The following is a 23348-nucleotide window of genomic DNA, read 5'->3' on the forward strand; positions in this document are numbered from 1 at the left end:
GGCCAGCACCTGATGGCCAGCATCGAACTGGTCTGCCCGGCCGGATCGCCGGCCATGCTGCGCGCCGCCATCGAGGCCGGCGCTGACGCCGTCTATTGCGGCATGCGCGACGAAACCAACGCCCGCAACTTCCCGGGCCTCAACTTTTCACCCAAGGAACTCGAGGCGGCGGCCGACTGGGCCCATGAGCGCGGCGCCAAGGTCCTGGTGGCGATCAACACCTTCGCCCGGGTTGGCGCCGTGGACACCTGGCGCGCCTCGGTCGATGCGGCGGCCCGGGCCGGGGCGGACGCAATCATCGTCGCCGACCTCGGCGTCCTGGCCTATGCGCGGGACGCCCATCCCGATCTTCGGCTGCATCTGTCGGTGCAGGCGGCGGCCGGCTCGGTCGACTCGATCGACTACTACGCCAAGACCTATGGCGTGCGCCGCGTCGTGCTGCCGCGCGTGCTGTCGGCCCCGGAGATCGCCGCGCTGAACCGGCAGATCGGCGTGGAGACCGAGGCCTTCGTCTTCGGCGGTCTGTGCGTGATGGCCGAGGGCCGCTGCGCCCTGTCGTCCTACGCCACGGGCCGTTCGCCCAATCTGTCGGGCGTATGCTCGCCGCCCGAGGCGGTGGCGTTCGAAGACCATCAGGGCCAGCTGACCTCGCGGCTGGCCGGCTTCACCCTGGATCGCTTCGAGGCCGGCGAAGCGGCGGGCTATCCGACCTTGTGCAAGGGGCGTTTCCAGGCCGGCGGCGAGACGTCCTATCTGTTCGAGGAGCCCACCAGCCTCAACGCCATGGGCCTGCTGGCCGACCTGGCCAAGGCCGGCGTCACGGCGGTGAAGATCGAAGGCCGCCAGCGCGGCAAGGCCTATGTCGCGCGGGTCGCGGCCGCCTTCCGCGCCGCTCTCGACGCCCTGGATCGCGGCGAGCCCACCCAGCCTTATGAACGTCTGCTGTCGAGCCTGGCCGAGGGCGGGCGCGAGACGGCGGGCGCCTACCGAAAGACCTGGCGATGAGTCCGCGACGACTGGAACTGGCCATAGGCCCGCTGCTGTTCAACTGGTCGCCCGAGCGCATCGCCGCCTTCTACGGCCAGATCGCCCGCGACCCGGCGGTCGACCGCGTCTATCTGGGCGAGGTGGTCTGCGGCAAACGCGAGCCGCTGCTGGCGCATGCCCTGGCCGAGGCCGCGGACGTCCTCCACACGGCCGGAAAGATCGTGGTCTGGTCGACCTTGGCCCTGCCGGCCCTGCCGCGCGACCGCCAGGTCATCGCCGCCCTGGCGGCCGACCCGGCCCTGATCGAGATCAACGACATTTCGGCCCTGGCCCATCGTCCGCTGGGCGCGCCGTTCGTGGCGGGACCGTTGCTGAACGTCTATAACGAGGCGGCGGCCGGAGAGCTGATGGCCCGTGGCTGCGTGCGTCTGTGCGCCAATGTCGAGATGTCCTTGCCGGCCCTGTCGGCGCTGTCGGCGTCGTGTCCCGGCCTGGAGGTCGAGATCTTCGCCTTCGGCCGACTGCCGCTGGCCCTGTCGGGGCGGTGCTACCACGCGCGCAGCCATGACCTGCACAAGGACAATTGCCAGTTCGTCTGCGATCGCGATCCTGACGGCCTGACGGTCGAGACCCTCGACGGCGTCGGCTTCCTGGCGGTCAACGGCGTCCAGACCCTGTCCCATGGGGTGCAGGTGGTCGACAATCCCGTGGCCGATCTGCTGGCCGCCGGGGTCACGGCCCTGCGGCTGTCGCCTCATTCGGGCGACATGGCCCGGGTGATCGCCGGTTTCCGAGCCTATGCCGACGGGATCCTGGCGCCCTCCGCCCTCGCGGCGGCGATCCGCGCGACCGATCCTCCCGGTCCTCTGGTCAACGGCTACCTGCAGGGCGGAGCCGGCGCCCAATGGACGGCCCAACCATGAGCGCCATGCCCTCCCAGCAGACCTTCGACGTGATCATCCTGGGCGGCGGCATGGCCGGCGCGGCTTTGGCCGCCCATCTGGACCCGAAGACCCGGGTGGCGCTGGTCGAGCGCGAACCCGTGGTCGGCTATCACACCACCGGCCGATCGGCGGCGATGTACATCCCCTCGTACGGCGGGGCGGCGATCGCAGGACTGACCCGCGCCAGTCGGGCGTTCTTCCTCGATCCGCCGACCGGTTTCGGCCCGCCGCTGCTGTCGCCGAGGCCGGTGATGCATATCGCCGACGCTGACCAGACCGGCCGTCTCGACGCCTTCGCGGCTCGGGGCGGATTCGAAGTCCTCGACGGTCGGGCCGCGCGGGCCCGCGTGCCGATCCTGCGTCCGGGCTCGGTGGTCGCGGCGCTGATCGAGACTGACGCCGGCGACCTCGACGTCGCCCGATTGCATGCCGCCTTCCTGCATCGCGCCGAGCAGGCCGGAACCCGCGTGCTGACGGGCGCCGGCGACTGCGTCATCGTCTTCGAGGGTTCCGAGTGGCGGGTTCGCGCGACCGGCCTGGACATCTCGGCGCCGGTCCTGGTCAACGCCGCCGGGGCCTGGGCCGATGAGGTCGCGATCAGCGCCGGGCTGGCGCCGCTGGGCCTGACGCCGCTGCGCCGGACGGTGATGCTGGCCAAGGCGCCCGAGCACGCCGACTTCGCCGCCTGGCCCGTGGTCAAGGACATCGATGAGCGCTTCTATTTTCGACCCTGCGGCGGTCAGCTGCTGATCACGCCGGCCGACGAAACCCCCAGCGCGCCCTGCGACGCCGCCGCCGACGAAATGGACATCGCCGTCGGCATGGCGCGGTTCGAAGCCGCCGCTGATCATCCCGTGCGCCACCTGATCAGCCGGTGGGCGGGCTTGCGCACCTTCGCGCCCGACCGGGCCCCGGTGGTCGGCTGGTCCAAGAGCCGTCCAGGCTTCTTCTGGCTGGCGGGTCTTGGCGGCTTCGGCATCCAGACCGCGCCCGCCATGGGCCGGCTGGCGGCGGCCCTGGTCGAGGGGCGGCCGGTTCCAAGCGAACTGGTCGATCATGGCGTTCAGCGCGAGGCCTATGGGCCGGAGCGGTTCAGGCTGGCGGCCTGAGGCGTCAGATCGCCTTGGCGTGGCGCTGGCTGTCGGCGTTGAAATAGGCGTCGAACACCGCCGCGATCGAGCGCACCAGCAGGCGGCCGGGCGGCAGGACCTGGACGTGGAAGCCCCTGATCTCGGCCAGGCCGTCGGCCACGAAGGGCGTCAGGGACGCCAGCTCGGCGGCCAGGCCTTGCGGGTTCCTTCCGTGTCGCGCGCAGACAGCCGCCAGATCGACGGAAAAATCGCACATCAGCCGTTCGATGATCTCGGCCCGGAAGCGGTCGTCGTCGCTGACGGCGACGCCGCGGGCCACGGGCAGTCGGCCTTCCTTGACCGCCGCGCGCCAGGTCAGCTCATGGGTGGCGTTCTGCACGAAGCCCCGCGGCAGGCCGCCGATGGCCGAGGCCCCCATGCCCAACAGGGTGCCGGCCGGATCGGTGGTGTAGCCCTGGAAGTTGCGACGCAGGGTTCCCGCCGCCAGCGCCTTGGCCATCGGATCGTCGGGCAGGGCGAAATGGTCCAGCCCGATGCGCACATAGCCCTCGGCGGCCAGCCGTTCGGCGGCGCTTTCGCTCTGGTCCAGGCGCGCCTGCGGTCCGGGCAGGGCGGCCTCGTCGATCAGTTTCTGATGGCTCTTCATCCACGGCACGTGGGCGTAGCCGAACAGGGCCAGCCGCTCGGGACGCAGGCTCAGCAACTGGTCCAGGGTCGACAGGGTGTTGGCTGTGGTCTGATAGGGCAGGCCGTACATCAGGTCCAGATTGATCGAGCCGACCTTGGCCTCGCGCAGCCAGTCGACGCAGTCGGCGATGTGCTCGAAGGTGTCCTGGCGATTGACCGCCGCCTGGACCTCGGGCGTCAGGTTCTGGACCCCCAGGCTGGCGCGGGTCATGCCGCGGGCGGCGGCGGCCTGGACCCAATCGCGCGTCAGCACGGCCGGGTCCATCTCGATGGCCACGTCGAGGTCCGGCGTCAGGTCGAAGACCTGGCCCAGACGGTCGAAGATCGCGTCGATCTCGCTCAGTGACAGCATGTTGGGTGTGCCGCCGCCGAAGTGCACCGCGCCGGCGCTCAGGCGAGCGGGCAGGGCCGCGCCCAGCAGGTCGATCTCGTCCAGCAGCAGCCGCACATAGTCGCCGACCGGTTCATGGCGGTTCACCGCCCGGGTGTTGCAGCCGCAGTACCAGCAGAGCCGGGCGCAGAACGGGATGTGCAGGTACAGCGACACCGCTTCATCCGTCGGCAGGGCGGCGAGCCAGGCTTGGTAGCGCTCGGCCGTGACCTCGGCGGTGAACTGGGTGGCCGGCGGATAGCTGGTGTAGCGCGGCGCGCGGCCGTCGTACTTGGCGATCAGGTCGGCGGCCGGGCGGGCGCTGGGCGGGGCGACGAGGGTGGGGGTCATGGCGGGGCTGATCAGGCGACGGCGGCGTCGGCCGCCGACTCCAACGTCCAGGCCGCTTCGGCGAAAGCCACGGGAGCGCGATAGGCCTCGCGGGCCGCTTGGAAGAGGGGGAAGGGGAAGCGGATCGGAACTTCGGCCAGGGCGGCGGCCAGCATCTCCAGGTGGGCCGCCCAGCCGGCGGCGGCGCGGCCGGCGTCTTCGCTCGCCGGTTGGCTGAGGCTCAGGGTCAGGCGCGCGCCCTGTTCAGTCGGCTCGATCTCCCAGCGCAGCGGGCGGGCCGGTTCGCCTGGGCCGCTCCAGCCGTACTCCAGCAGGCGTCCGGGCGTGATCGCCGTCACGCGGCTGTCGATGACGATGCCGCTGTCGCCGAAATCCAGCTGGGCGGCGCCGCCGACTTCCAACGCGATGGTTCCCGGAGCCAGCCATTGGACCAGGTCCTCGGGGCGGGTCAGGGCGCGCCACAGCTGTTCGGGCGAGGCCTCGAAGTCCCGACGAATCCGCAGGGTGATGATCTCGCCCCGGCGTTGGAAGGTGGTGATCGGCTCGGCGTGTTCGGGCATCGGTCGTCTCCTAGCCCGCAGTCTGACCGAAGCCCGTGCGTTCGACCTTGATCCGCGTCAAGCCTGGCGCCGCATCGGTTGTTGGGCGTGGAGCTCGGCCAGGGTGTTGAGATTGACGAACGGGTCGGGCTGGACCGTTCCCCAGTCGACCACGACCTCGCCGCTCACGGCCGCAAGACCCCGGAGGGACGAGCGGCCCTGGGCCAGATAGTCGGCCAGCCGCGGCTCGACCGTGGTGCTCCACAAGCCGCAGATCGGGTGCAGGTGATCGTTGCTGGCGGGCAGGGCGACCTTGGCGTTCGAGCGCAGGGCGGCGGCGAGGCGCAGGGTCAGGTCGTCCGGCAGGCGCGGCATGTCGCACGCCAGGAGCTGAACCCAAGTCGCGCCGCGGGAGCGGGCGAAGGCCAGAGCCGAAGCCAGGCCGGCCAAGGGGCCGGGCACGTCGGGACGGTCGAACAGCAGCGGGACGCCGACCTCGCCGCCGATCTGATCGGCGTCGCGGACGGCGACGGCGATCTCGTCGCCATAGCCTCGCGCCAGGATCAGGGCGCGGGTCAGGAGCGAGGTCTCGCCCCAGGTGCGCAGAGGCTTGCCGCCGCCCATCCGCCGGCCGGCGCCGCCGGCCAGGACCACGGCCACGCAAGGATCGGTCATGGTCAGGAGGCCTTTCGCTTGCCGCGCCGCCGTGCGGCCTGGTCCATGGGACCGCCGACCAGGGCCATCGCCTGTCTGGGGCCGCTGATCGAGGTCTCCAGGTCGCGCAGAAGCCCGTCGGCCGCCGAATGGACCCAGCCGTGCAGGCTCAGGAACTGGCCGCGTCGCCAGGCCTCCAGGACCAGCGGATTGGCGGCTAGACTGGCTAGCTGGGAGGCCACGTTGAGTTCACAAAGTCGGTTGGCGCGGGCGGCCGGATCGAGGATCGTCTCCAGGTCCTGAGCATAGCGCCAAGCCAGGGCGCGCACCGGCGCCAGCCAGTGATTGACCAGACCCGGCGGCGGGTCCGACAGCGTCGCGCTCATCGCGCCGCAGCCATAGTGGCCGCAGACCACCACGTGGCGAACCTTCAGCACATCCAGGGCGTACTGCAGGCTGGACAGGAAGCCGATGTCCTGGGGCAGGGCCAGATTGCCGAGATTGGCATGGGTGATGATCGCGCCGGGCGGCAGGTCGGTCAGGTCCTGACCCGACAGCCGGCTGTCGGCGCAGCCGATCCAGAGATACTCCGCCTGGCGCGGGGCCGCCTGGCGCGTGAAGAAGTCGCGATCGCCGTGACGATCCGCCGCCCAGGCGAGGTTGCCGGCCAGCAGGTCTTCGCTCATGCCTCGTCGGCCCCGGCGGCGACCTCGAGCCGTCGTCCGCGGCGGGCGGCGAGCCGGCGGCCCAGGGTCGTGAGATCTTCGGGAGTCAGCCGCAGCCGCGCGATCGGCAGGACGATGGCGTTCTCCAGGCCCAGGTGGCGGCGTTCCTGAACGGCGAAGGTGATCATCGCCTTGCGCTGCACCGGGTCCAGTCCCGGCGCGCGCTCGGTCTCCAGACAGGCCAGGAGGTGGTCGCGCACGGCGCCGGCATGGACCACGTCGGCCCGATGCTCGGCCGACAGCATGCCCAGCACCCGCTCGACGTCGTCCCCCGGCTCGCAGCGTCGCCGCAGCAGCGGAAAGAAGTCCTCTTCCTCGTCGATCACGTGCAGGGGCAGGTCGTGATCCAGGAAGGCGATCAGTTCGACCACCCGAGGCCGGTCGAACACCATGGCGGCGGCGACCTCCTCGATCATCTTGCAGGCCTGCCGGTGGCGATAGTGCTCGGCGAAGAACCATTCGATCGGTTCGGCCAGCAAGTGCAGCGGAATGGCCTCGATCGTGGTCGTCGTCATGGGGCGACCTAGACCTTCCGGAAGATCGTGTAGGCGCGCGCCTTGGGCGTGAGCCGGGTGCGCAGCAGTGAGGCGACGGCGGCGACAGCCGGATCCTCGGCGCCCTGGGCGGCGGAGATCAGGTGGGTCCAGGACTCGTCGCCGGCGGTGTTGACGAAGTCGTGGACCGCCCGCTGGACGAAGGCCTCCAGGTCGATCCCGGCGGCCAGGGCCGCCGCGCGGGTCCGTTCGGCCAACTCCGGATCGGAGGCGTCGAGCCAGGCTTCCAAACCGGCCGCCGAGGCGCCGGCCAGGAGCTCGCCCAGCGACAGGGCTCCGGTGTCGAAGCGTCCGTCGGGGGTCAGGCTGAAGGCCACGCCCTGGTCGCGGGCCCGGTCGGCCAGATCCGAGACGTAGCGGGTGGCGGCGGCCGTCCACGCCCGGCTTTCCAGGTGCAACCGGATCTTGTCCTCGACATAGTCGAAGGGCAGTTCGCGCCCCTCGATGCGACGGTCCAGCTTGAGCACGTGCCACCCGAACCGCGACCGCACGGGCTGGCTGAGGATTTCGCCAGGCTCCAACCCGGACAGGGCCTGCTCGATTTCGCCGACCACGTCGCCCGGACCCAGTTGGCCCAGCGAACCGCCGACCTCGCCGGAAGGGCAGTTGGACAGCGACTTGGCCAGGGCGGAGAACTGGCCCGGTTGCCGGGTCAGGGTCTCCACCACATTCAACGCGGCCCGGTGAGCCGCCTCCCAGTCGGCCTCATCCTGGCCCGTGGGCGCGATGAGGATGTGGGCGGCCTCGACAAGGGCCGGACTGGTGAAGCGGCTGCGCTGGGTGTCGTAGATGTGGCGACAGAGCTCCAGAGACGGCGTTTCGATCTCGACCTCTTCGTCGAGAACGGCGCGGATCAGGGCCTCCTCGTTGGTTTCCTCGCGGCCCGCCTCGTCGAGTTGCGGCTCGGCGCGCAGGCCCAGTTCGTCGGCGCGATGCAGGAGCAGGGCGCGCACGGCCAGGGCCTTGCCCGCGGCCCGCCGAGCCTCGGCCGCCGAAAGGCTGGGATGGTTCTGGGCTTCCTGGGCGATCAGGAACTCGGGGATCTCGACGCCGTCGACAACGGTGGTGGCGTTCATCGTCTATTCCCGGGCCTTGAAGGCGGAGCTGGTGTTCGGCCAGGGCGCGTTGACGGGGTCGCGGTAGGTCGGGGCCGCGGCCTCCGGCTTGATCGGCAGGCGGCGGGTGGTCCGCACCAGCTGCCAGCCGCGACGGTTCAGGTACCAGATCGGCGCCGAGAGCATGTGGACCAGGCGGGTGAACGGGAACAGCAGCAGGATGGTCATGCCCAGCACCAGGTGCAGCTTGAAGATCGGATGCACGTCGGCGACGAAGGCGGCGACGCCGGGCTTGAAGGTGAAGACGCCCTGGGCCCAGAACATGAACTTGATCATCTCCTGACCGTCCAGGTGATGGGCCGAGATGGCGATGGTCGACAGACCCAGGATCAGCTGCACCATCAGGATCACCAGGATGGCGATGTCGCTGAAGCTGGAGGTCTTGCGGATGCGCGCGTCGAACAGCCGGCGATGCAGCAGCAACAGGCCGCCGGCCAGGCACAGGGCCCCGGCCAGGCCGCCGGCCGCCATGGCCAGGATCTGCTTGGCGCCGTGCGGGACGCCCAGGGCGTCGAACACCCAGATCGGCGTCAGCAGGCCGACGAAATGGCCGCCGAAGATGACCAGGATTCCCAGGTGGAACATCACCGAACCGGCCACCAACTGGCGGCGGCGCAGCAGCTGCGAGGAGCCCGATCGCCAAGTGTATTGCTCGCGGTCGAAGCGCAGGACGCAGCCCAGCACCAGCACCGCCAGGCAGATATAGGGATAGACGCCGAACAGGAATTGATTGAGCAGGCCCATGACTAGACTCCTTGAGCGGCGCTGACGCGGGGCCGGCGCGGGGTGCGGCCAGGCTCGGCTTGCATGGCCTCGACCAGGGCGCCGGCCTTGGGGCAGCCGACGTCGGAGGGACCGAAGGTGACGGCGGTTTCAGCCCAGGCCTTGTCGAGGGCGTCCAGGTCGTCGGGGTCCTCGTCCGGCTCGCTCAGCAGGGCCGCGAGGACGGCCGGATCGGCCTTTTGTGAGGCCAGGCTGGCCAGGGCCCCGAAGACGGCGCGATAGGCGCTGTCACGCTTTTTCAGGCGCTCGCCCATCGCGTCCAGGACATGGGTGGCTTCGCCCAGCAGCGATGCGGCCTCGGCGTTGGGCAGGATCGACAGGAACTCCAGGAACACCGGCAGAAAGTCCGGCAGTTCGTTGGCCGTCAGGTCCAGACCCTTGGTGCGATAGAGCTCCAGCAGCGCCACCATCGCCTCGCCGCGGTCGCGGCTTTCGCCATGGACGTGCTCATAGAGGTTCAGCGACAGCGAGCGTGTCCGGTCGAACAGGTCTGTGTAGCGCTCCTGCAGGTCGTAGATGTCGCCGTCGGTGAGGGTCGAGACCAGCCGCGCCAGCGCCTTGGTCAGGGCGGGCGACAGCAGGTTCTCCTGGATGATCTCCCCCAGCGCATAGGGGGCGGCTTCCTGCAGTTCCGGGTTGGGATAGGTCAGCAGCAGGGCAAGCGCCTTGTAGGTGCGGGCCATGGGCTTACGCCTCCATCGGATTTTTGGCGCGCGAGCGCGGGTTGGAGCCGAACAGGCCCGTTTCGGTGCGTCCGCCGGAGCAGCCGTTGCCGAACGTGAAGCCGCAGGAGCCGCGCAGGTCGTAGGCGTCCTCGGCGACTTCGCGGTGAGCCGAGGGGATGACGAAGCGGTCCTCGTAGTTGGCGATGGCCATGTAGCGATACATGTCCTCGACCTGGGCGGCGGTCAGGCCGACCTTGCCGGCGACGGCATGGTCGATGCGGCCGTGCACGGTCTTGGCGCGCATGTAGCCGCGCATGGCGAGCATGCGCTCCAGCGCCTGGACCACCGGCGGCTCGTTGCCGGCGGTCAGCAGGTTGGCCAGGTAGCGGACCGGGATGCGCAGCGAGGCGACGTCGGGCATGTCGCCGTCCATCTCCAGCGCGCCGGCCGAGGCGGCCGACTGGATCGGCGACAGGGGCGGCACGTACCAGACCATGGGGAGGGTCCGGTATTCGGGGTGGAGCGGGAAGGCGACCTTCCAGTCGATGGCCATCTTGTAGACCGGGCTCTTACGGGCCGAGTCCAGCCAGGCCTCGGGAACGCCGTCGGCGCGCGCCTGGGCGATCACCGCCGGATCGTTGGGATCCAGGAAGATGTCGAGCTGGGCCTGATAGAGGTCCTTCTCGTCGGGCGTCGAGGCGGCCGCCTGGATGCGGTCGGCGTCATAGAGCAGCACGCCCAGATAGCGGATCCGGCCCACGCAGGTTTCCGAACACACGGTCGGCAAACCCACCTCGATGCGCGGGAAGCAGAAGGTGCACTTCTCGGATTTTCCCGATTCCCAGTTGTAGTAGATCTTCTTGTAGGGACAGGCCGAGACGCACATCCGCCAGCCGCGGCACTTGTCCTGGTCGATCAGGACGATGCCGTCCTCCTCGCGCTTGTAGATCGCGCCCGAGGGACAGGCCGCCACGCAGGCGGGGTTCAGGCAGTGCTCGCACAGCCTGGGCAGATACATCATGAAGGTGTTTTCGAACTGGCCGTAGATCTCCTTCTCGATGCCTTCGAAATTGGCGTCGGCGGAGCGTTTGGAGAACTCGCCGCCCAGGATTTCCTCCCAGTTGGGGCCCCATTCGATCTTCTCCATCCGCTGGCCGGTGATCTTCGAGCGCGGCCGCGCGGTGGGGAAGTTCTTCATCTCCGGAGCGTTCTGGAGATGGGCGTAGTCGAAGTCGAACGGCTCGTAATAGTCGTCGATCTCGGGCAGATCGGGGTTGGCGAAGATCTTGGCCAGGATGCGCCATTTGGCGCCCATCTTGGGTTCGATCTTGCCGTTGGCCTTGCGGACCCAGCCGCCGTTCCACTTCTTCTGGTTCTCCCAATCCTTGGGAAAGCCGATGCCGGGCTTGGTCTCGACATTGTTGAACCAGGCGTATTCGACGCCTTCGCGGTTGGTCCACACGTTCTTGCAGGTGACCGAGCAGGTGTGACACCCGATGCACTTGTCGAGGTTCAGCACCATGCCGATTTGGGCGCGCACCTTCATTGGGCGAAATCCTTCTGAACGAGCGTTTCTTCCAGCCAGTCGATCTTGGTCATCTTGCGGACGACCACGAACTCGTCGCGGTTGGAACCGACGGTGCCGTAGTAGTTGAAGCCGTAGGCCAGCTGGGCGTAGCCGCCGATCATGTGGGTCGGCTTGAGCACGGTGCGGGTGCACGAGTTGTGGATGCCGCCGCGCAGGCCGGTGATCTGAGACCCCGGAGTGTTCACGATCTTTTCCTGCGCGTGGTACATGAAGGTCGTGCCTTCACGGATGCGCTGGGAGACCACCACCCGGGCCGTCAGGGCGCCGTTGGCGTTGAAGACCTCGATCCAGTCATTGTCGACCAGACCCGCCTTCTTGGCGTCGACCTCCGACACCCAGACCACGGGACCCCCGCGGTTGAGCGTCAGCATCATCAGGTTGTCGCTGTAGGTGGAGTGGATGCCCCACTTCTGGTGCGGCGTGATGAAGTTGAGGACGATCTCCTTCTCGCCATTGGGCTTGGCGCCCATGACGTGGGTGGTCTTCAGGTCGATGGGCGGGCGGTAGACGCACAGCGCCTCGCCGAACGCCCGCATCCACAGGTGATCCTGATAGAGCTGCTGGCGACCGGTCAGGGTCCGCCACGGGATCAGTTCGTGGACGTTGGTGTAGCTGGCTGTGTAACAGACCTTCTCGCTCTCGATGCCCGACCAGGTCGGCGAGGTGATGATCTTGCGCGGCTGGGCCAGGAGGTCGCGGAAGCGGATCTTCTCGTCTTCCTTGGGCAGGGCCAGGTGCGTGTGGTCACGGCCGGTCTGCTTCTCGAGCGCTTCCCAAGCCTTGACCGCCACCTCGCCGTTGGTCTCCGGCGCCAGCATCAGGATGACCTCGCAAGCGTCGATATCGCTGTCGATGCGGGCCAGGCCCTGGGTCTGTCCCTCATCGAGGACCTCGCCGTTCAGCGCCTTGAGCAGGTCGACCTCGTGCTCGGTGTTCCAGCCGATGCCCTTGCCGCCGTTGCCGCTTTTAGCCAGCAGCGGACCCAGCGCGGTGAAGCGCTTGTAGGTGTTGGGGTAGTCGCGCTCGACGATGGTGATCTGCGGCATGGTCTTGCCGGGGATCGCCTCGCATTCGCCCTTGGACCAGTCGCGGACGTCGAACGGCTGGGCCAGTTCGGCGGCGCTGTCGTGCTGGATGGGGGTCAGGACGACGTCCTGCTCGACGCCCAGCACTTCGGGGGCGACCTTGGAGAAGGCCTTGGCGATGGCCTTGAAGATCTCCCAGTCGGACTTCGACTCCCAGCTCGGATCCACGGCCGCGCTCAGCGGGTGGATGAACGGGTGCATGTCGGACGTGTTGAGGTCGTTCTTTTCGTACCAGGTGGCGGTGGGCAGGACGATGTCGGAATAGACCGCGGTGGTCGACATCCGGAAGTCGAGGGTCACAAGGAGGTCGAGCTTTCCCTCCGGCGCCTTGTCGTGCCACGCGACCTCGGTGGGTTTCACCCCGCCGGTCTCGCCCAGGTCCTTGCCCTGCACGCCGTGCGAGGCGCCCAGCAGGTGCTTGAGGAAGTATTCGTGGCCCTTGCCGGAGGACCCCAGGAGGTTGGAGCGCCAGACGAACATGTTGCGCGGCCAGTTGGCCGGATCGTCGGGATCCATGCAGGACATCTGCAGGTTGCCGCCCTTGAGCTGTTCCAGGGCATAGGCCTTGGGGTCCTGGCCGGCGGCGGCGGCCGCCTTGGCGACTTCCAGCGGGTTGGTCTTCAGGGCCGGGGCCGAGGGCAGCCAGCCCATGCGTTCGGCCTTGGCGTTGAAGTCGATCATCGAGCCGTTCCACACGCCCTCGGGCGCGGTGGGCGATAGGATCTCGTCCATGCCGACGGTCTCGTAGCGCCACTGGTTGCTGTGGGCGTAGAAGAACGAGGTGGAGTTCTGCTGGCGAGGCGGCTTGACCCAGTCGGTGGCGAAGGCCAGAGGGGCCCAGCCGGTCTGCGGCCGCAGCTTTTCCTGGCCGACATAGTGCGACCAGCCGCCGCCCGATTGGCCGACGCATCCGCACATCACCAGCATGTTGATGGCGGCGCGGTAGTTCATGTCCATGTGGTACCAGTGGTTCATCGCCGCGCCGATGATGATCATCGACTTGCCGTTGGTCTTTTCGGCGTTGTCGGCGAAACCGCGGGCCACGGCCAGGATCTGCTCGCGCGGCACCGAGGTGATGGCTTCGGCCCAGGCCGGCGAGTAGGGCTGGACGTCGTCATAGTCGGTCGGCATGTGGTCGCCGCCAAAGCCCTGGTCGACGCCGTAGTTGGCCAGGAACAGGTCGTAGACGCAGGCCACCAGGGTCTCGCCCTCGGGCAGCATCATCCGCTTGACCGGCACGTTGCGCACCAGCACGTCGGGATGGTCGGTCATGGCGAAGCCGTTGGTGGCCGCGCCGCCGAAATAGGGGAAGCGCACGCCGGCGACGTCGTCGTGGACGCCCTTCAGGCCCAGGCGCAGCGTGGTCTCACGTCCCGCGCCGTCCTTTTCCTCCAGGTTCCACTTGCCGTCCTCGCCCCAGCGGAAGCCGATCGAACCGTTGGGAACCACCACCTGGCCGGTGGCGTCGTCCAGGGCGACGGTCTTCCAGTCGGGATTGTTGGTCTCGCCCAGGGCCTTGTCGAACTCGGCCGCGCGCAGCAGTCGCTCGGGCACATACGCGCCGTCCTGGGGAACCAGGCGGACCAGCATGGGCAGGTCGGAATACTTGCGCAGGTAGTCGCGGAAATAGGGGACCTGACGGTCGACGTGGAACTCCTTGAGGATCACGTGGCCGAACGCCATGCCCAGGGCCGCATCGGTGCCTTGCTTCACGGCCACCCAGAGGTCCGAGAACTTGGAGGCTTCCGAATAGTCGGGGCAGATCACCACCGACTTGGCGCCGCGATAGCGCGCCTCGGTGTAGAAGTGGGCGTCGGGCGTGCGGGTCTGCGGAACGTTGGAGCCCCACAGGATCAGGAAGCTGGAATTGAACCAGTCGGCGCTCTCGGCGACGTCGGTCTGCTCGCCCCAGGTCTGGGGCGAGGCGGGCGGCAGGTCGCAGTACCAGTCGTAGAACGATCCGCAGACCCCGCCGATCAGCTGCAGGTAACGCGCGCCGGCGGCGTACGAGACCATGGACATGGCCGGGATCGGCGAGAAGCCGAACACCCGGTCAGGACCCCAGGTCTTGACGGTGTAGGCGTTGGCCGCGCCAATGATTTCGGTGACTTCGTCCCAGGTGGCGCGAATGAAGCCGCCGCCGCCGCGCCGCGTCACATAGTCGGCGCGCTGGGCGGGATCGTTCTGGATCGAGGCCCAGGCGGCCACCGGCGTGCGGGTGGCCCGTGCGGCCCGCCACAGCTTCAGCAGCCGCGAGCGGATCAGCGGGTATTTCACCCGGTTGGCCGAGTAGAGGTACCAGCTGTAGCTGGCGCCCCTGGCGCAGCCGCGCGGCTCGTGGTTGGGCAGCTCTGGCCGCGTGCGCGGATAGTCCGTCTGCTGGGTTTCCCAGGTGACGATCCCGCCCTTGACGTAGATCTTCCACGAGCACGAGCCGGTGCAGTTCACGCCATGGGTGGAGCGCACGATCTTGTCGTGCTGCCAGCGGTTTCGATAGGCCTGCTCCCAGGTGCGGTCGTCGTCGTTCATGACGCCGTGGCCGTCGGAGAACAGCTCGGTCTTTCGCGTGAAGAACGCGAGGCGGTCCAGGGTATGGCTCATTGGGCGGGAACCTTGATGAGGGCGGGCGCGCGCAGCATCGACGTCTTGCGGGCGTAGAAGGCCCAGTTGACGATCACGCAGCTGACGTAGAAGCCAAGGAAGACATAGAGGGCGATCTGCGGGTTGCCGGTGGCCTTCAGCGAGTCGCCGAACGCCTTGGGGATGAAGAAGCCGCCGAAGGCGGCGATGGCCGAGGTGAAGCCGACGATGGCCGCCGACTCCATTTCCGCAGCCCTTTGGCTGGCCTCGGCGGTCGCCTGGGGCATCAGCCGGGGCATGTCGGCGCGAACGATCGTGGGGATCATCTGGAAGGTCGAGGCGTTGCCGACCCCGGTCCAGAAGAACAGCCACAGGAAGCTGGCGAAGAAGATCGGGAAGGACGGCGCCGCGCCGTAGGCGCCGACCCCGGCCAGCACGCCCAGCACGCCCACGGCCAAGGCCAGGAAGGACCACTGGGTGACGCGGTCGCCGCCGAAGCGGTCGGAAACGCCGCCGGTCAGGGCGCGCGAACCGGCGCCGATCAACGGACCCAGGAACGCCAGCTGCAGAACGTTGATGTCGGGAAACAGGGTCTTGGTCAGCAGCGGGAAGGCGGCCGAGAAGCCCAGGAACGAGCCGAAGGTGCCCAGATAGAGCCAGCACATGATCCAGTTGTGCTTGCGGCTGAAAATCACCGCCTGATCGGCGAAGGAGGCCCTGGCCGAGGCGATGTCGTTCATGCCGAACCAGGCGGCCACGGCCGCGGCGACGATGAACGGGACCCAGACATAGGCCGCGTTCTGCAGCCAGATGTGCTTGGTCACGCCGTGGTCGACGATGGTCTGGGGCGCGCCGGCCAGCGGTCCGAACAGCGCCAAGCCGATCACCACCGGCACCAGGAACTGCATGACGCTGACGCCGAGATTGCCGAAGCCGGCGTTGAGGCCCAGGGCCGCGCCCTTCTCGCTCTTGGGGAAGAAGAACGAGATGTTGGCCATGGAGGAGGCGAAGTTGCCGCCGCCCAGGCCGCAGGCCAGGGCCAGGCCGACGAAGACGCCGTAGGGCGTGGTCGGATCCTGAACCACCAGCCCGATGCCGATGGCCGGGATGAGCAAGGACAAGGTGGCCAGGGCGGTCCAGCGGCGGCCGCCGAAGATCGGCACCATGAAGCTGTAGAAGATCCGCAAGGTGGCGCCCGACAGGGCGGGCAGGGCGGCCAGCCAGAACAGCTGCTCGGTGGTGAACTTGAAGCCGACCAGCTTGAGCTTGGCGATGACCATCGACCAAACCATCCAGACCGAGAAGGCCAGCAGGAGGTTGGGCACCGAGATCCACAGGTTGCGACGGGCGACGGCTTTTCCGCTCGCGCGCCAGAAGTCGGCGTCCTCGGGACGCCAGTCGGTCAGGACCGGGCTTGATTGGGTTGTGGGCATGGACTGCGCCTTACTTCGTCTTGGCGGATGGGTTGGCGACGCGTCCGGCGGGCGCGGCGGAGAACGAGGCGCGGCTCAGGCCGGCCATTTCGGGAAGTTGCGGCAGGTCGGCCAGTTGGGGCGCGCTGGCGCGCTCCATCCGGCCGATGGCCAGATGCATCCAGGTCAGGGCTCCGGCGACCAGGACGAACAGCAGCATGAAGCAGCTGGTCCAGACGCCGGTGAGGTCGTTCAGCGCGCCGAACGCGATCGGCATCACGAAGCCGCCCAGACCGCCGACCATGCCGACCAGGCCGCCCACCGAACCGATGTGGTCGGGGTAGTAGACCGGGATGTGCTTGAAGACGGCCGCCTTGCCCAAGCTCATGGCGAAGCCCAGCACGAACAGCAGGATCACGAACGGGACCAGGCCGGTGGCCAGGCGGAAGCTGATCGGGCCGTGCACGCCGTCGATGACATAGCTGGTGGCCGGATAGGACAGCAGGAAGGCGCAGATCACGCTGATGATGAAGGTCAGGTACATGACCTTGCGCGCGCCGATCTTGTCCGACAGCCAGCCGCCGAACACCCGGAACAGCGAGCCGGGAATGGAATAGGCGGCCGCCAGCATGCCCGCGGCGATCAGGTCGAGATGATAGACCGCGACCAGATAGTGCGGCAGCCACAGCGCCAGGGCCACGAAGCCGCCGAACACGAAGAAGTAGTAGAGGGCGAAGCGCCAGACCTGCAGCTTGCGCAGCGGCGCCAGCTGAGCGGCGGTGTTCTGCGGCTTGGCGCCGGTGCGCCGGCGGGTCTGCAGGTCAGGCTCGTCGCGGGTCGTGAAGAAGAAGGCCAGCGCCAGCAGGGCCAGCGCTCCGGCCCAGATCTGGGCCACGGCCTGCCAGCCCAGGGCCAGCATCACGAAAGGCGCGATGAACTTGGTGACCGCCGCGCCGACATTGCCGGCCCCGAAAACGCCCAGGGCCGCGCCCTGGCGTTCCTTGGGGAAGAACTTGGCGACATAGGCCACCCCGACCGCGAACGAGCCGCCGGCCAGGCCGACGCCGAGCGCCGCCACCAGGAACTGCGGATAGGTGTGGGCGTAGGAGAGCAGGAAGGTGGCCGCCGCCGCCGACAGCATGACCAGCAGATTGACCAGGCGGCCGCCATACTGGTCGGTCCACACGCCCAAGAACACCCGCACCAGCGAACCGGTCAGGATCGGGGTGCCGACCAGCAGGCCAAACTGGGCCTCGCTCAGCCCCAGGTCCTGCTTGATCTTGACGCCGATGATCGAAAACACCGTCCACACCGCGAAACAGGCGGTGAAGGCGATCGTGCTCATCGTCAGGGCCGATCCGGCTCCCGGTTGCGATGGCGTCGCCGTCTGCATGTCAGTCCCCAAATCTCGCGCGACATCGTCAGCCGCGTGCAATCTATTGCGGGGGTGGGGCTTCAGAGCATTTGATAATGATCAAGCAAAATCAAATAACCGATGGTCACTTTCAAGTCTTCGGTGTGGCAGAACGACGCGTTTTTCTTTCATCAATACGAGTTGACTATAACGGCAAGCGCGCGCTTGATAGTCATCAAGTGGGCGGGCACTCGGCGGCTTGATCTGCCTCAAAGCCGCCAGAGCGCGTCGACGCCATGAAGGACCCATGATGAGAAGCGCCGATCTCGACCGCGTCCGGAGCCTGCCCCTGTTTGGCGTGATGTCCGACGAGGCGTTCAAGAACGTCACCGGCGGCGCCTTCCTGCAGAAGTTCCCGGCCGGGACCACCCTGCTCACCGAGGGCGACACCGTCGACTTCCTCTATGTGTTGCTCGACGGCAGCGTCGAGCTGGGCGCGAGCTGGAACGACAAGGACACCATCCTGGCCGTGTTGCGGCCGGTCTCGACCTTCATCCTGGCCGCCGTGGTGCTCGACGCCGACGCTCTGATGAGCGCCCAGACCATCGAACGCTCCGACATCCTGATGCTGTCGGGCGAGGCTCTGCGGCGGGCGATGAGAGAGGACGCGGCGTTCTCGGTCGCCGTGGCGCAGGAACTGTCGGGCTGCTATCGCGGCCTGGTTCGCGCCATCAAGAACCAGAAGCTGCGCGGCGGGCTCGAACGTCTGGCCAATTACCTGATCACCCAGAAGATCCGCCAGGGCGGCGCGGACACCTTCTCCCTGCCGCACGAAAAACGCCTGCTGGCCTCGGTGCTGGGCATGACCCCGGAAAACCTGTCGCGGGCTTTCGCCTCGATCACCGACTACGGCGTGGTCATCAACGGCCCGCAGGTGACGATCGCGCGACCGTCGGTGCTGGAGCGCCTGGCTAAGCCCGATCCCCTGATAGACAACCACACCCCGCCCAGCGCCGCGCCGACCGGCAAGGCCCAGCGTGAGCGCTGGCCCACCGATCGCAACCAGCGCACCGGCTCCTAAAAGAGCCGATCAGCCGCCGAACTGCGCGAGCTGGCGGGTGTCGCCGCTATTGTTCTCGTGCAGCCGATGGCCGGCCGGTTTGCCGACCAGGGCCGCCTGGATGCGGGCTTGCAAAGCCTCTTCCTGGCCGGGAACCAGCAGGTCGCGCAGATTGACGCCCAGCTCACCGAACAGGCACAGGCGCAGCGCGCCTCTGGAGGTCACGCGCAGGCGGTTGCAACTGTCGCAAAAGCCCGGCGCATAGGGCGCGATCAGGCCGATGCGGCCGGCATGGTCGGGGTGCGAGTAGTCGGTCGCGGGCCCGTCGTCGAAAGCCTTGGCCATGGGAGTCCAGCCGCGCGCCGCCAGCCAGCCTTGCAGATCGACGCCGGAGACGTGCTGGTCGTCGAAATAGGCGGCGTTGTCGCCGGTGCGCATCAGCTCGATGAAGCGGAACGAGATCGGCCGGTCGCGGACGAAGTCTGTGAAGGCGTCGAAGCCCCTCTCGACCGTGTCGCGCAGCAGGACGGCGTTGGCCTTCACCGTCGGCGTTCCCAGGGCGAGGGCCAGGTCGAGCCCGGCGACGATCTGGTTCAGCTGGTCGTGGCCGGTGATGCGATGGAAAACGGCGGGGTCCAGCGAGTCGATGCTGACATTGAGATTGGTCAGGCCCGCCTCGCGCCAGGCGGCGGCGTTGCGCCGAAGGTTCCAGCCGTTGGTGGTGATCGCCACCTTGTCGATGCCGGGCGTGGCGGCGGCGCGGGCGATGATCTCGACCAGGTCGCGCCGCACGCTGGGCTCGCCGCCCGTCAGACGCAGCTTGGCGACGCCGAAGCCGGCGAAGGCCCGCACCAGACGATCGATCTCGTCGGGGGTCAGGAAGCTCATCGCCCCGGATTTCTTGAAGCCGTCGGGCAGGCAGTAGGTGCAGCTGTAGTTGCACACCTCGGTGATCGAGAGGCGCAGATAGCGGAAACGACGGCCAAAGCCGTCAACCAGACGTCCCATGCGGGCTCCTTTCCAAGCAAGGGAGGCGACGGTGTTTCCCCCGTCACCCTTGCCGGCGAACCGGCGCGGCGGCCGGACCTTGGCGCGGGTGCGCGTTAGGCCTGGACGCTCGGAGCGAGATCTATCGGTAGGCTTGGACGGCGCCGCAGGCCATGACCCGCGGCGCCGCAGAACTTGATAACAATCAAGCCCTGAGCGGGCGCGGAAGGATCAGCATCGGTCCATAGCTCGCCGCAAACCCGGCGAAGGCCAAGATCCAGAGCGCGGCGGAAATGATCAGCAGGGTCTGCTGCCAGAGACCGGTGAACGGGGCGGCGACGCGGGCCACGGCTGCGGCGTTGATCGCCACGTAGACGGCGGTGGTCGCGGCGTCGGCGCGCAAATCGCGCCCGCTGTGGCCTCGAGTCGACCGGGTCATCACCGCCAGGGTCATGACGCCCACGGCGCCGGCGGTCAGGGCGTGGATGCCTGCGGTGCGAGGAATGGCGGGGTCGAGGATCGAGGCGCCCAGCAGCAGGAGGCTCAGGCCAAGCCAGCCGTAGCCGAGGTGCAGAACCCAGACGAGGGCCTCCGCGCGCGAGGCCCAACCGCTCCAGCGCGCCAGGCGCACAAGGTTGGCCAGGCCGGCCAGGGCCAGCAGGGCGCCGCTGAAGACCGCGTCAGGAAAGAGCGCCCAGCTCGCGACGGCCACGCCGGTCAGGGCCAGGGCGGCCTGATCGATCGGGCCGAACACGGCGGGCTGGGCGGATGCCGCCCGGGCCTTCAGCCAGTTGCGGGTGAAGCTGGGCGTGATGCGTCCGCCGATCAGGGCGAGCAGCAAGATCGCCACGCCCAGGGCCAGCCGTTCGCCCAGGGCCGAGGCCCAGGTGACGCCGTGCAGGTGGAAAGCGATGTTGCCCACGGCCAGGGCGGTGACCAGGCCGCAGACCGGCAGGTTGCGCCAGTTGCGGCCCGCCAGGACCTCGCGCCAGATGACGCCGGCGAAGACCATCAGGAACAGGCTGTCGATGACGCCCGCGGCCACGGGGCCGATGCTGGCCTGGAACAGCATGGCCACGCGCCCGGCCAGCCACAGGCCCGCCAGCTGCGCCAGGGGCGCGCCGATGATCGGCATCCGCCCGGTCCAGTTGGGGACCGCCGTGGTCAGGAAGCCCGCGATCACGGCGGCCAGGAATCCGAACAGCATCTCGTGCACGTGCCAGTCGCGCGTCAGCATGCCGGGACCGCCGGCCAGGTAGCTCCAGAGCCAGAGCGGGACGACCAGGGCCGACCAAAGCGCGCCCATCAGATAGAAAGGCCGGAAGCCGAAGCTGAACAGGGCGGGGCCGCGATAGGCGCGACGGGAGGCTGCGGTGGACATGACCGACCTATAGACCGGGCGTCCTCCCGCCGCCTTGACGATGGTCAACCGCTCAGCCGCACTTGGAATAGCTGCAGTCAAAACAGGTGTCGCAACCTTCCTTGCGCACCATCTCGAACCCGCCGCAGCGCGGGCAGGGGACCTTGTTGGCGGCGAAGGGATTGGCCGAAGGCGTCGCCTCGGGCGGTGCGGCGGCACGGGGTTCCTGCGGCGTTTGACCACACAGGTGCCGCTCGATCACCCCGCCGATCGCGGCCAGCAGGGACGGGGTGTAGCGACCGTCGATCCAGCCGCCGCCGCGCGGGTCGAACACGGCCTTCAGCTCCTCGGCCACGAACGACACGTCGCCGCCGCGCCGGAACACCGCCGAGATCATCCGCGTCAGCCCCAGGGTCCAGGCGTAGTGCTCCATGTTCTTGGAGTTGACGAAGATCTCGAAGGGGCGAGCGCCCTCGGCGGTCTCCACGTCGTTGATGGTCACGTAGACGGCGTGGGCGCTGTCGGGCCACTTGATCTTGTAGGTGGCTCCATCCAGGGCGTCGGGGCGCGAGGCCAGCTTGGGCTCGGGGGCGGGCGGAGCCGGCGTCGGCTTTTCCGGGGGCGTCTCCGGAGGGGGCGCGACCGACAGCACCGAGCCGGTGATGGCGTTGGGGCGATAGGTGGTCAGGCCCTTGCAGCCCAGCCGATAGCCCTGGCGATAGATGTCGGCGAAATCGTCGAAGGCGATGGTCTCGGGGCAGTTGACGGTCTTGGAGATCGAACTGTCCACCAGGGCCTGGGCCGCGGCCTGCATGCGCAAGTGGTCGGCGGGCGTCAGGTCTTGGGCGCTGACGAACACGGCCGCCGGCGGCGCGGCTTCGCCGTGCAGTCGCTTCCACACCGCCAGGGCGTAGTCCTCCACCTGTTCCTGGCGGGTGGTCCCGTCGGGTTGACGCACCTTGCGGGTGTAGCTGTAGGCGAAGACCGGCTCGATGCCGGACGAGACGTTGCCCGCCAGCAGCGAGGTGGTGCCGGTCGGCGCGATCGAGGTCAGGCAGCCGTTGCGCAAGCCATGGGCGGCGATCAGGGCGCGGGTCTCCTGGTCCAGGCTGGTGAGATTGGGCCGGTCCAGAATCTGCGGGTCGTACAGGGGGAAGGCGCCCTTTTCGGCGGCCAGCAGCGCCGAGGCGCGATAGGCCTCGCGCTTGATGACGCCCAGCCAGCGCTGGGTGAGCGCCACGGCCTGGTCGTCGCCATAGCGCGCGCCGCAGAAGACCAGGGCGTCGGCCAGGCCGGTGACGCCGATCCCCAGCCGCCGCTTGGCCTTGGCCTCGACCTCCTGGGCCGCCAACGGGAAGCGCGAGATGTCGATGACGTTGTCCAGCATCCGCACGGCGGTCCGGGTCAGGTCGCCGAGCCTGGCCTCGTCGAGAGCGGCGTCGGCTTCGAACGGACGGTCGACCAGGCGGGCGAGATTGAGCGAACCCAGCAGGCAGGCGCCGTAGGGCGGCAGCATCTGTTCACCGCAAGGGTTGCTGGCCAGGATCTGCTCACAATAGGCCAGGTTGTTGGCGGCGTTGACGCGGTCGATGAAGATCACCCCCGGCTCGGCGGCGTCATAGGTGGCCCGCATCAGCTGCGCCCAGAGGTCGGCGGCGCGGACCGTCCTGCGCACCTCGCCGCCGAAGGACAGCGGCCAGTCGGCGTCGGCCTCGAGCGCGGCCATGAACGGATCGGTGACCAGCACCGAAAGGTTGAAGTTGCGGAAGCGCTCAGCCGTGCGCTTGGCGTCGATGAAGGCTTCGATGTCGGGGTGGTCGATCCGCAGGCACCCCATCATCGCCCCGCGCCTCTGGCCGGCCGACAGGATGGTGCGGCACATGGAATCCCAGACATCCATGAAGCTCAGCGGTCCCGAGGCGTCGGCGCCGACGCCCTTGACCGGGGCGCCGGCCGGACGGATCGACGAGAAATCCATGCCGACCCCGCCGCCCTGCTGCAGGGTGACCGCCGCCTCGCGCACGTGTTCGAAGATCCCGCCCAGGTCGTCCGGGGTCCTGCCCATGACGAAGCAGTTGAACAAGGTCACGGCCCGGGCCGTGCCCGCTCCCGCGAGGATGCGTCCGGCCGGCAGGAACTGGAAATCACTGAGGGCCGTCATGACCTCGGCCTGGAATCCTCTGCGAAGCTTGGGTGCTTCGGCCTGGGCCACGGCGTGGGCGACTCGGTTCCAGGTTTCCACAACGCTGGCGTCTCCGCCGCCGTTGGACGGTGCGAAGCGGTACTTGCTGGCCCAAATCTCGCCGGCGAAGGGATTGTCGAACGCCATGATCGCTCTCTCTGAAAGGGGAGGTGAAAGCTGGTCGATTCCCTGCGGCGCGCGGAAGGCGACTCGGGGGTGCACAGCCTGCGACATCCGCCAGGGCAGGCCTTGAGCAACATCAAGGCGCGCGATGG

The 23348-nt window shown here is 68.4% G+C and carries 19 protein-coding genes and 1 riboswitch; of the genes, 4 read left to right on the forward strand and 15 right to left on the reverse strand.

Annotation, left to right across the window (positions count from 1 at the left end; genetic code table 11):
- From ubiU to WAL33_RS00260, 3 genes are all read left to right on the forward strand, one after another.
- A partial coding sequence (gene ubiU / locus WAL33_RS00250) for a ubiquinone anaerobic biosynthesis protein UbiU (RefSeq protein WP_422177344.1) occupies window positions 1-1005 on the forward strand: 1005 nt, incomplete at its 5' end.
- On the forward strand, window positions 1002-1910 hold the full coding sequence (gene ubiV, locus WAL33_RS00255; RefSeq protein WP_422177346.1) for a ubiquinone anaerobic biosynthesis protein UbiV: 909 nt from the start codon (window positions 1002-1004) through the stop codon (window positions 1908-1910). The genes ubiU and ubiV, both read left to right, overlap by 4 nt.
- Window positions 1907-3040: an NAD(P)/FAD-dependent oxidoreductase gene (locus tag WAL33_RS00260; protein WP_422177348.1), complete on the forward strand. Its 1134-nt coding sequence runs from the start codon at window positions 1907-1909 to the stop codon at window positions 3038-3040. Before ubiV ends, WAL33_RS00260 begins: the two co-directional genes overlap by 4 nt.
- 4 nt (window positions 3041-3044) lie before the next feature.
- On the opposite strand, the gene hemN is transcribed toward WAL33_RS00260, so the two are convergent.
- From hemN to WAL33_RS00320, 12 genes are read right to left on the reverse strand one after another with little or no spacing between them, the layout of a single operon-like run.
- The gene (hemN, locus tag WAL33_RS00265) at window positions 3045-4430 is read right to left on the reverse strand and encodes an oxygen-independent coproporphyrinogen III oxidase (RefSeq protein ID WP_422177350.1); all 1386 of its coding nucleotides are present in this window, start codon (window positions 4428-4430) and stop codon (window positions 3045-3047) included.
- Window positions 4431-4441: 11 nt separating this feature from the next.
- Window positions 4442-4990, reverse strand: a complete 549-nt coding sequence (locus WAL33_RS00270) for an SRPBCC domain-containing protein (RefSeq protein WP_422177352.1) — start codon at window positions 4988-4990, stop codon at window positions 4442-4444.
- Between the two features lie 57 nt (window positions 4991-5047).
- A complete protein-coding gene (locus tag WAL33_RS00275) occupies window positions 5048-5644 on the reverse strand; it encodes a molybdenum cofactor guanylyltransferase (protein ID WP_422177354.1) in 597 nt (198 codons plus the stop codon).
- Between the two features lie 2 nt (window positions 5645-5646).
- The gene (locus tag WAL33_RS00280; protein WP_422177356.1) at window positions 5647-6309 is read right to left on the reverse strand and encodes a carbonic anhydrase; all 663 of its coding nucleotides are present in this window, start codon (window positions 6307-6309) and stop codon (window positions 5647-5649) included.
- Complete coding sequence (locus WAL33_RS00285; protein ID WP_422177358.1) at window positions 6306-6863, reverse strand: hemerythrin domain-containing protein; 558 nt, start codon at window positions 6861-6863, stop codon at window positions 6306-6308. Before WAL33_RS00285 ends, WAL33_RS00280 begins: the two co-directional genes overlap by 4 nt.
- A gap of 8 nt (window positions 6864-6871) precedes the next feature.
- Window positions 6872-7978 carry a peptidylprolyl isomerase gene (locus tag WAL33_RS00290; RefSeq protein WP_422177360.1) on the reverse strand — a complete coding sequence of 369 codons (1107 nt, stop codon included), beginning with the start codon at window positions 7976-7978 and terminating at the stop codon, window positions 6872-6874.
- Window positions 7979-7981: 3 nt separating this feature from the next.
- Window positions 7982-8761, reverse strand: coding sequence for a respiratory nitrate reductase subunit gamma (gene narI / locus WAL33_RS00295; protein WP_422177362.1), 780 nt, complete (start codon window positions 8759-8761; stop codon window positions 7982-7984).
- A gap of 2 nt (window positions 8762-8763) precedes the next feature.
- Window positions 8764-9483, reverse strand: coding sequence for a nitrate reductase molybdenum cofactor assembly chaperone (gene narJ / locus WAL33_RS00300; RefSeq protein WP_422177364.1), 720 nt, complete (start codon window positions 9481-9483; stop codon window positions 8764-8766).
- Window positions 9484-9487: 4 nt separating this feature from the next.
- Entirely contained in the window at window positions 9488-11011 is a 1524-nt protein-coding gene (gene narH / locus WAL33_RS00305; RefSeq protein WP_422177366.1) for a nitrate reductase subunit beta, read from the reverse strand.
- A complete protein-coding gene (locus tag WAL33_RS00310) occupies window positions 11008-14739 on the reverse strand; it encodes a nitrate reductase subunit alpha (RefSeq protein WP_422177368.1) in 3732 nt (1243 codons plus the stop codon). The genes narH and WAL33_RS00310 overlap by 4 nt, the downstream gene beginning before the upstream one ends.
- Window positions 14736-16151, reverse strand: a complete 1416-nt coding sequence (locus tag WAL33_RS00315; RefSeq protein WP_422177370.1) for an MFS transporter — start codon at window positions 16149-16151, stop codon at window positions 14736-14738. The genes WAL33_RS00310 and WAL33_RS00315 overlap by 4 nt, the downstream gene beginning before the upstream one ends.
- A 10-nt stretch (window positions 16152-16161) precedes the next feature.
- On the reverse strand, window positions 16162-17475 hold the full coding sequence (locus WAL33_RS00320) for an MFS transporter (protein WP_422177372.1): 1314 nt from the start codon (window positions 17473-17475) through the stop codon (window positions 16162-16164).
- A 319-nt stretch (window positions 17476-17794) separates the two neighbouring features.
- Between WAL33_RS00320 and WAL33_RS00325 the strand changes: the two genes are divergently transcribed.
- Window positions 17795-18565 carry a cyclic nucleotide-binding domain-containing protein gene (locus tag WAL33_RS00325; protein ID WP_422177424.1) on the forward strand — a complete coding sequence of 257 codons (771 nt, stop codon included), beginning with the start codon at window positions 17795-17797 and terminating at the stop codon, window positions 18563-18565.
- 9 nt (window positions 18566-18574) lie between these two features.
- On the opposite strand, the gene moaA is transcribed toward WAL33_RS00325, so the two are convergent.
- The 3 genes from moaA to WAL33_RS00340 all read right to left on the reverse strand — a co-directional run bounded on the left by moaA (window position 18575) and on the right by WAL33_RS00340 (window position 23220).
- On the reverse strand, window positions 18575-19552 hold the full coding sequence (gene moaA, locus WAL33_RS00330) for a GTP 3',8-cyclase MoaA (protein WP_422177374.1): 978 nt from the start codon (window positions 19550-19552) through the stop codon (window positions 18575-18577).
- Window positions 19542-19679: riboswitch (molybdenum cofactor riboswitch) on the reverse strand. Its footprint overlaps the gene before it by 11 nt.
- Window positions 19680-19736: 57 nt before the next feature.
- The gene (locus tag WAL33_RS00335; protein ID WP_422177376.1) at window positions 19737-20912 is read right to left on the reverse strand and encodes an NnrS family protein; all 1176 of its coding nucleotides are present in this window, start codon (window positions 20910-20912) and stop codon (window positions 19737-19739) included.
- Between the two features lie 52 nt (window positions 20913-20964).
- Complete coding sequence (locus tag WAL33_RS00340) at window positions 20965-23220, reverse strand: adenosylcobalamin-dependent ribonucleoside-diphosphate reductase (RefSeq protein WP_422177378.1); 2256 nt, start codon at window positions 23218-23220, stop codon at window positions 20965-20967.
- Between the last annotated feature and the right edge of the window lie 128 nt (window positions 23221-23348).

The organism is Caulobacter sp. (genome assembly GCF_049283275.1).
Lineage (GTDB): Bacteria > Pseudomonadota > Alphaproteobacteria > Caulobacterales > Caulobacteraceae > Caulobacter.

What these genes read in the sequence shown, in the direction of transcription:
- ubiV (WP_422177346.1), top strand. Translation starts at nt 1,002, where the DNA reads ATGAGTCCGCGACGACTGGAACTGGCCATAGGCCCGCTGCTGTTCAAC.
- WAL33_RS00260 (WP_422177348.1), top strand. Translation starts at nt 1,907, where the DNA reads ATGAGCGCCATGCCCTCCCAGCAGACCTTCGACGTGATCATCCTGGGC.
- hemN (WP_422177350.1), bottom strand. Translation starts at nt 4,430, where the DNA reads ATGACCCCCACCCTCGTCGCCCCGCCCAGCGCCCGCCCGGCCGCCGAC.
- WAL33_RS00270 (WP_422177352.1), bottom strand. Translation starts at nt 4,990, where the DNA reads ATGCCCGAACACGCCGAGCCGATCACCACCTTCCAACGCCGGGGCGAG.
- WAL33_RS00275 (WP_422177354.1), bottom strand. Translation starts at nt 5,644, where the DNA reads ATGACCGATCCTTGCGTGGCCGTGGTCCTGGCCGGCGGCGCCGGCCGG.
- WAL33_RS00280 (WP_422177356.1), bottom strand. Translation starts at nt 6,309, where the DNA reads ATGAGCGAAGACCTGCTGGCCGGCAACCTCGCCTGGGCGGCGGATCGT.
- WAL33_RS00285 (WP_422177358.1), bottom strand. Translation starts at nt 6,863, where the DNA reads ATGACGACGACCACGATCGAGGCCATTCCGCTGCACTTGCTGGCCGAA.
- WAL33_RS00290 (WP_422177360.1), bottom strand. Translation starts at nt 7,978, where the DNA reads ATGAACGCCACCACCGTTGTCGACGGCGTCGAGATCCCCGAGTTCCTG.
- narI (WP_422177362.1), bottom strand. Translation starts at nt 8,761, where the DNA reads ATGGGCCTGCTCAATCAATTCCTGTTCGGCGTCTATCCCTATATCTGC.
- narJ (WP_422177364.1), bottom strand. Translation starts at nt 9,483, where the DNA reads ATGGCCCGCACCTACAAGGCGCTTGCCCTGCTGCTGACCTATCCCAAC.
- narH (WP_422177366.1), bottom strand. Translation starts at nt 11,011, where the DNA reads ATGAAGGTGCGCGCCCAAATCGGCATGGTGCTGAACCTCGACAAGTGC.
- WAL33_RS00310 (WP_422177368.1), bottom strand. Translation starts at nt 14,739, where the DNA reads ATGAGCCATACCCTGGACCGCCTCGCGTTCTTCACGCGAAAGACCGAG.
- WAL33_RS00315 (WP_422177370.1), bottom strand. Translation starts at nt 16,151, where the DNA reads ATGCCCACAACCCAATCAAGCCCGGTCCTGACCGACTGGCGTCCCGAG.
- WAL33_RS00320 (WP_422177372.1), bottom strand. Translation starts at nt 17,475, where the DNA reads ATGAGCACGATCGCCTTCACCGCCTGTTTCGCGGTGTGGACGGTGTTT.
- WAL33_RS00325 (WP_422177424.1), top strand. Translation starts at nt 17,795, where the DNA reads ATGAGAAGCGCCGATCTCGACCGCGTCCGGAGCCTGCCCCTGTTTGGC.
- moaA (WP_422177374.1), bottom strand. Translation starts at nt 19,552, where the DNA reads ATGGGACGTCTGGTTGACGGCTTTGGCCGTCGTTTCCGCTATCTGCGC.
- WAL33_RS00335 (WP_422177376.1), bottom strand. Translation starts at nt 20,912, where the DNA reads ATGTCCACCGCAGCCTCCCGTCGCGCCTATCGCGGCCCCGCCCTGTTC.
- WAL33_RS00340 (WP_422177378.1), bottom strand. Translation starts at nt 23,220, where the DNA reads ATGGCGTTCGACAATCCCTTCGCCGGCGAGATTTGGGCCAGCAAGTAC.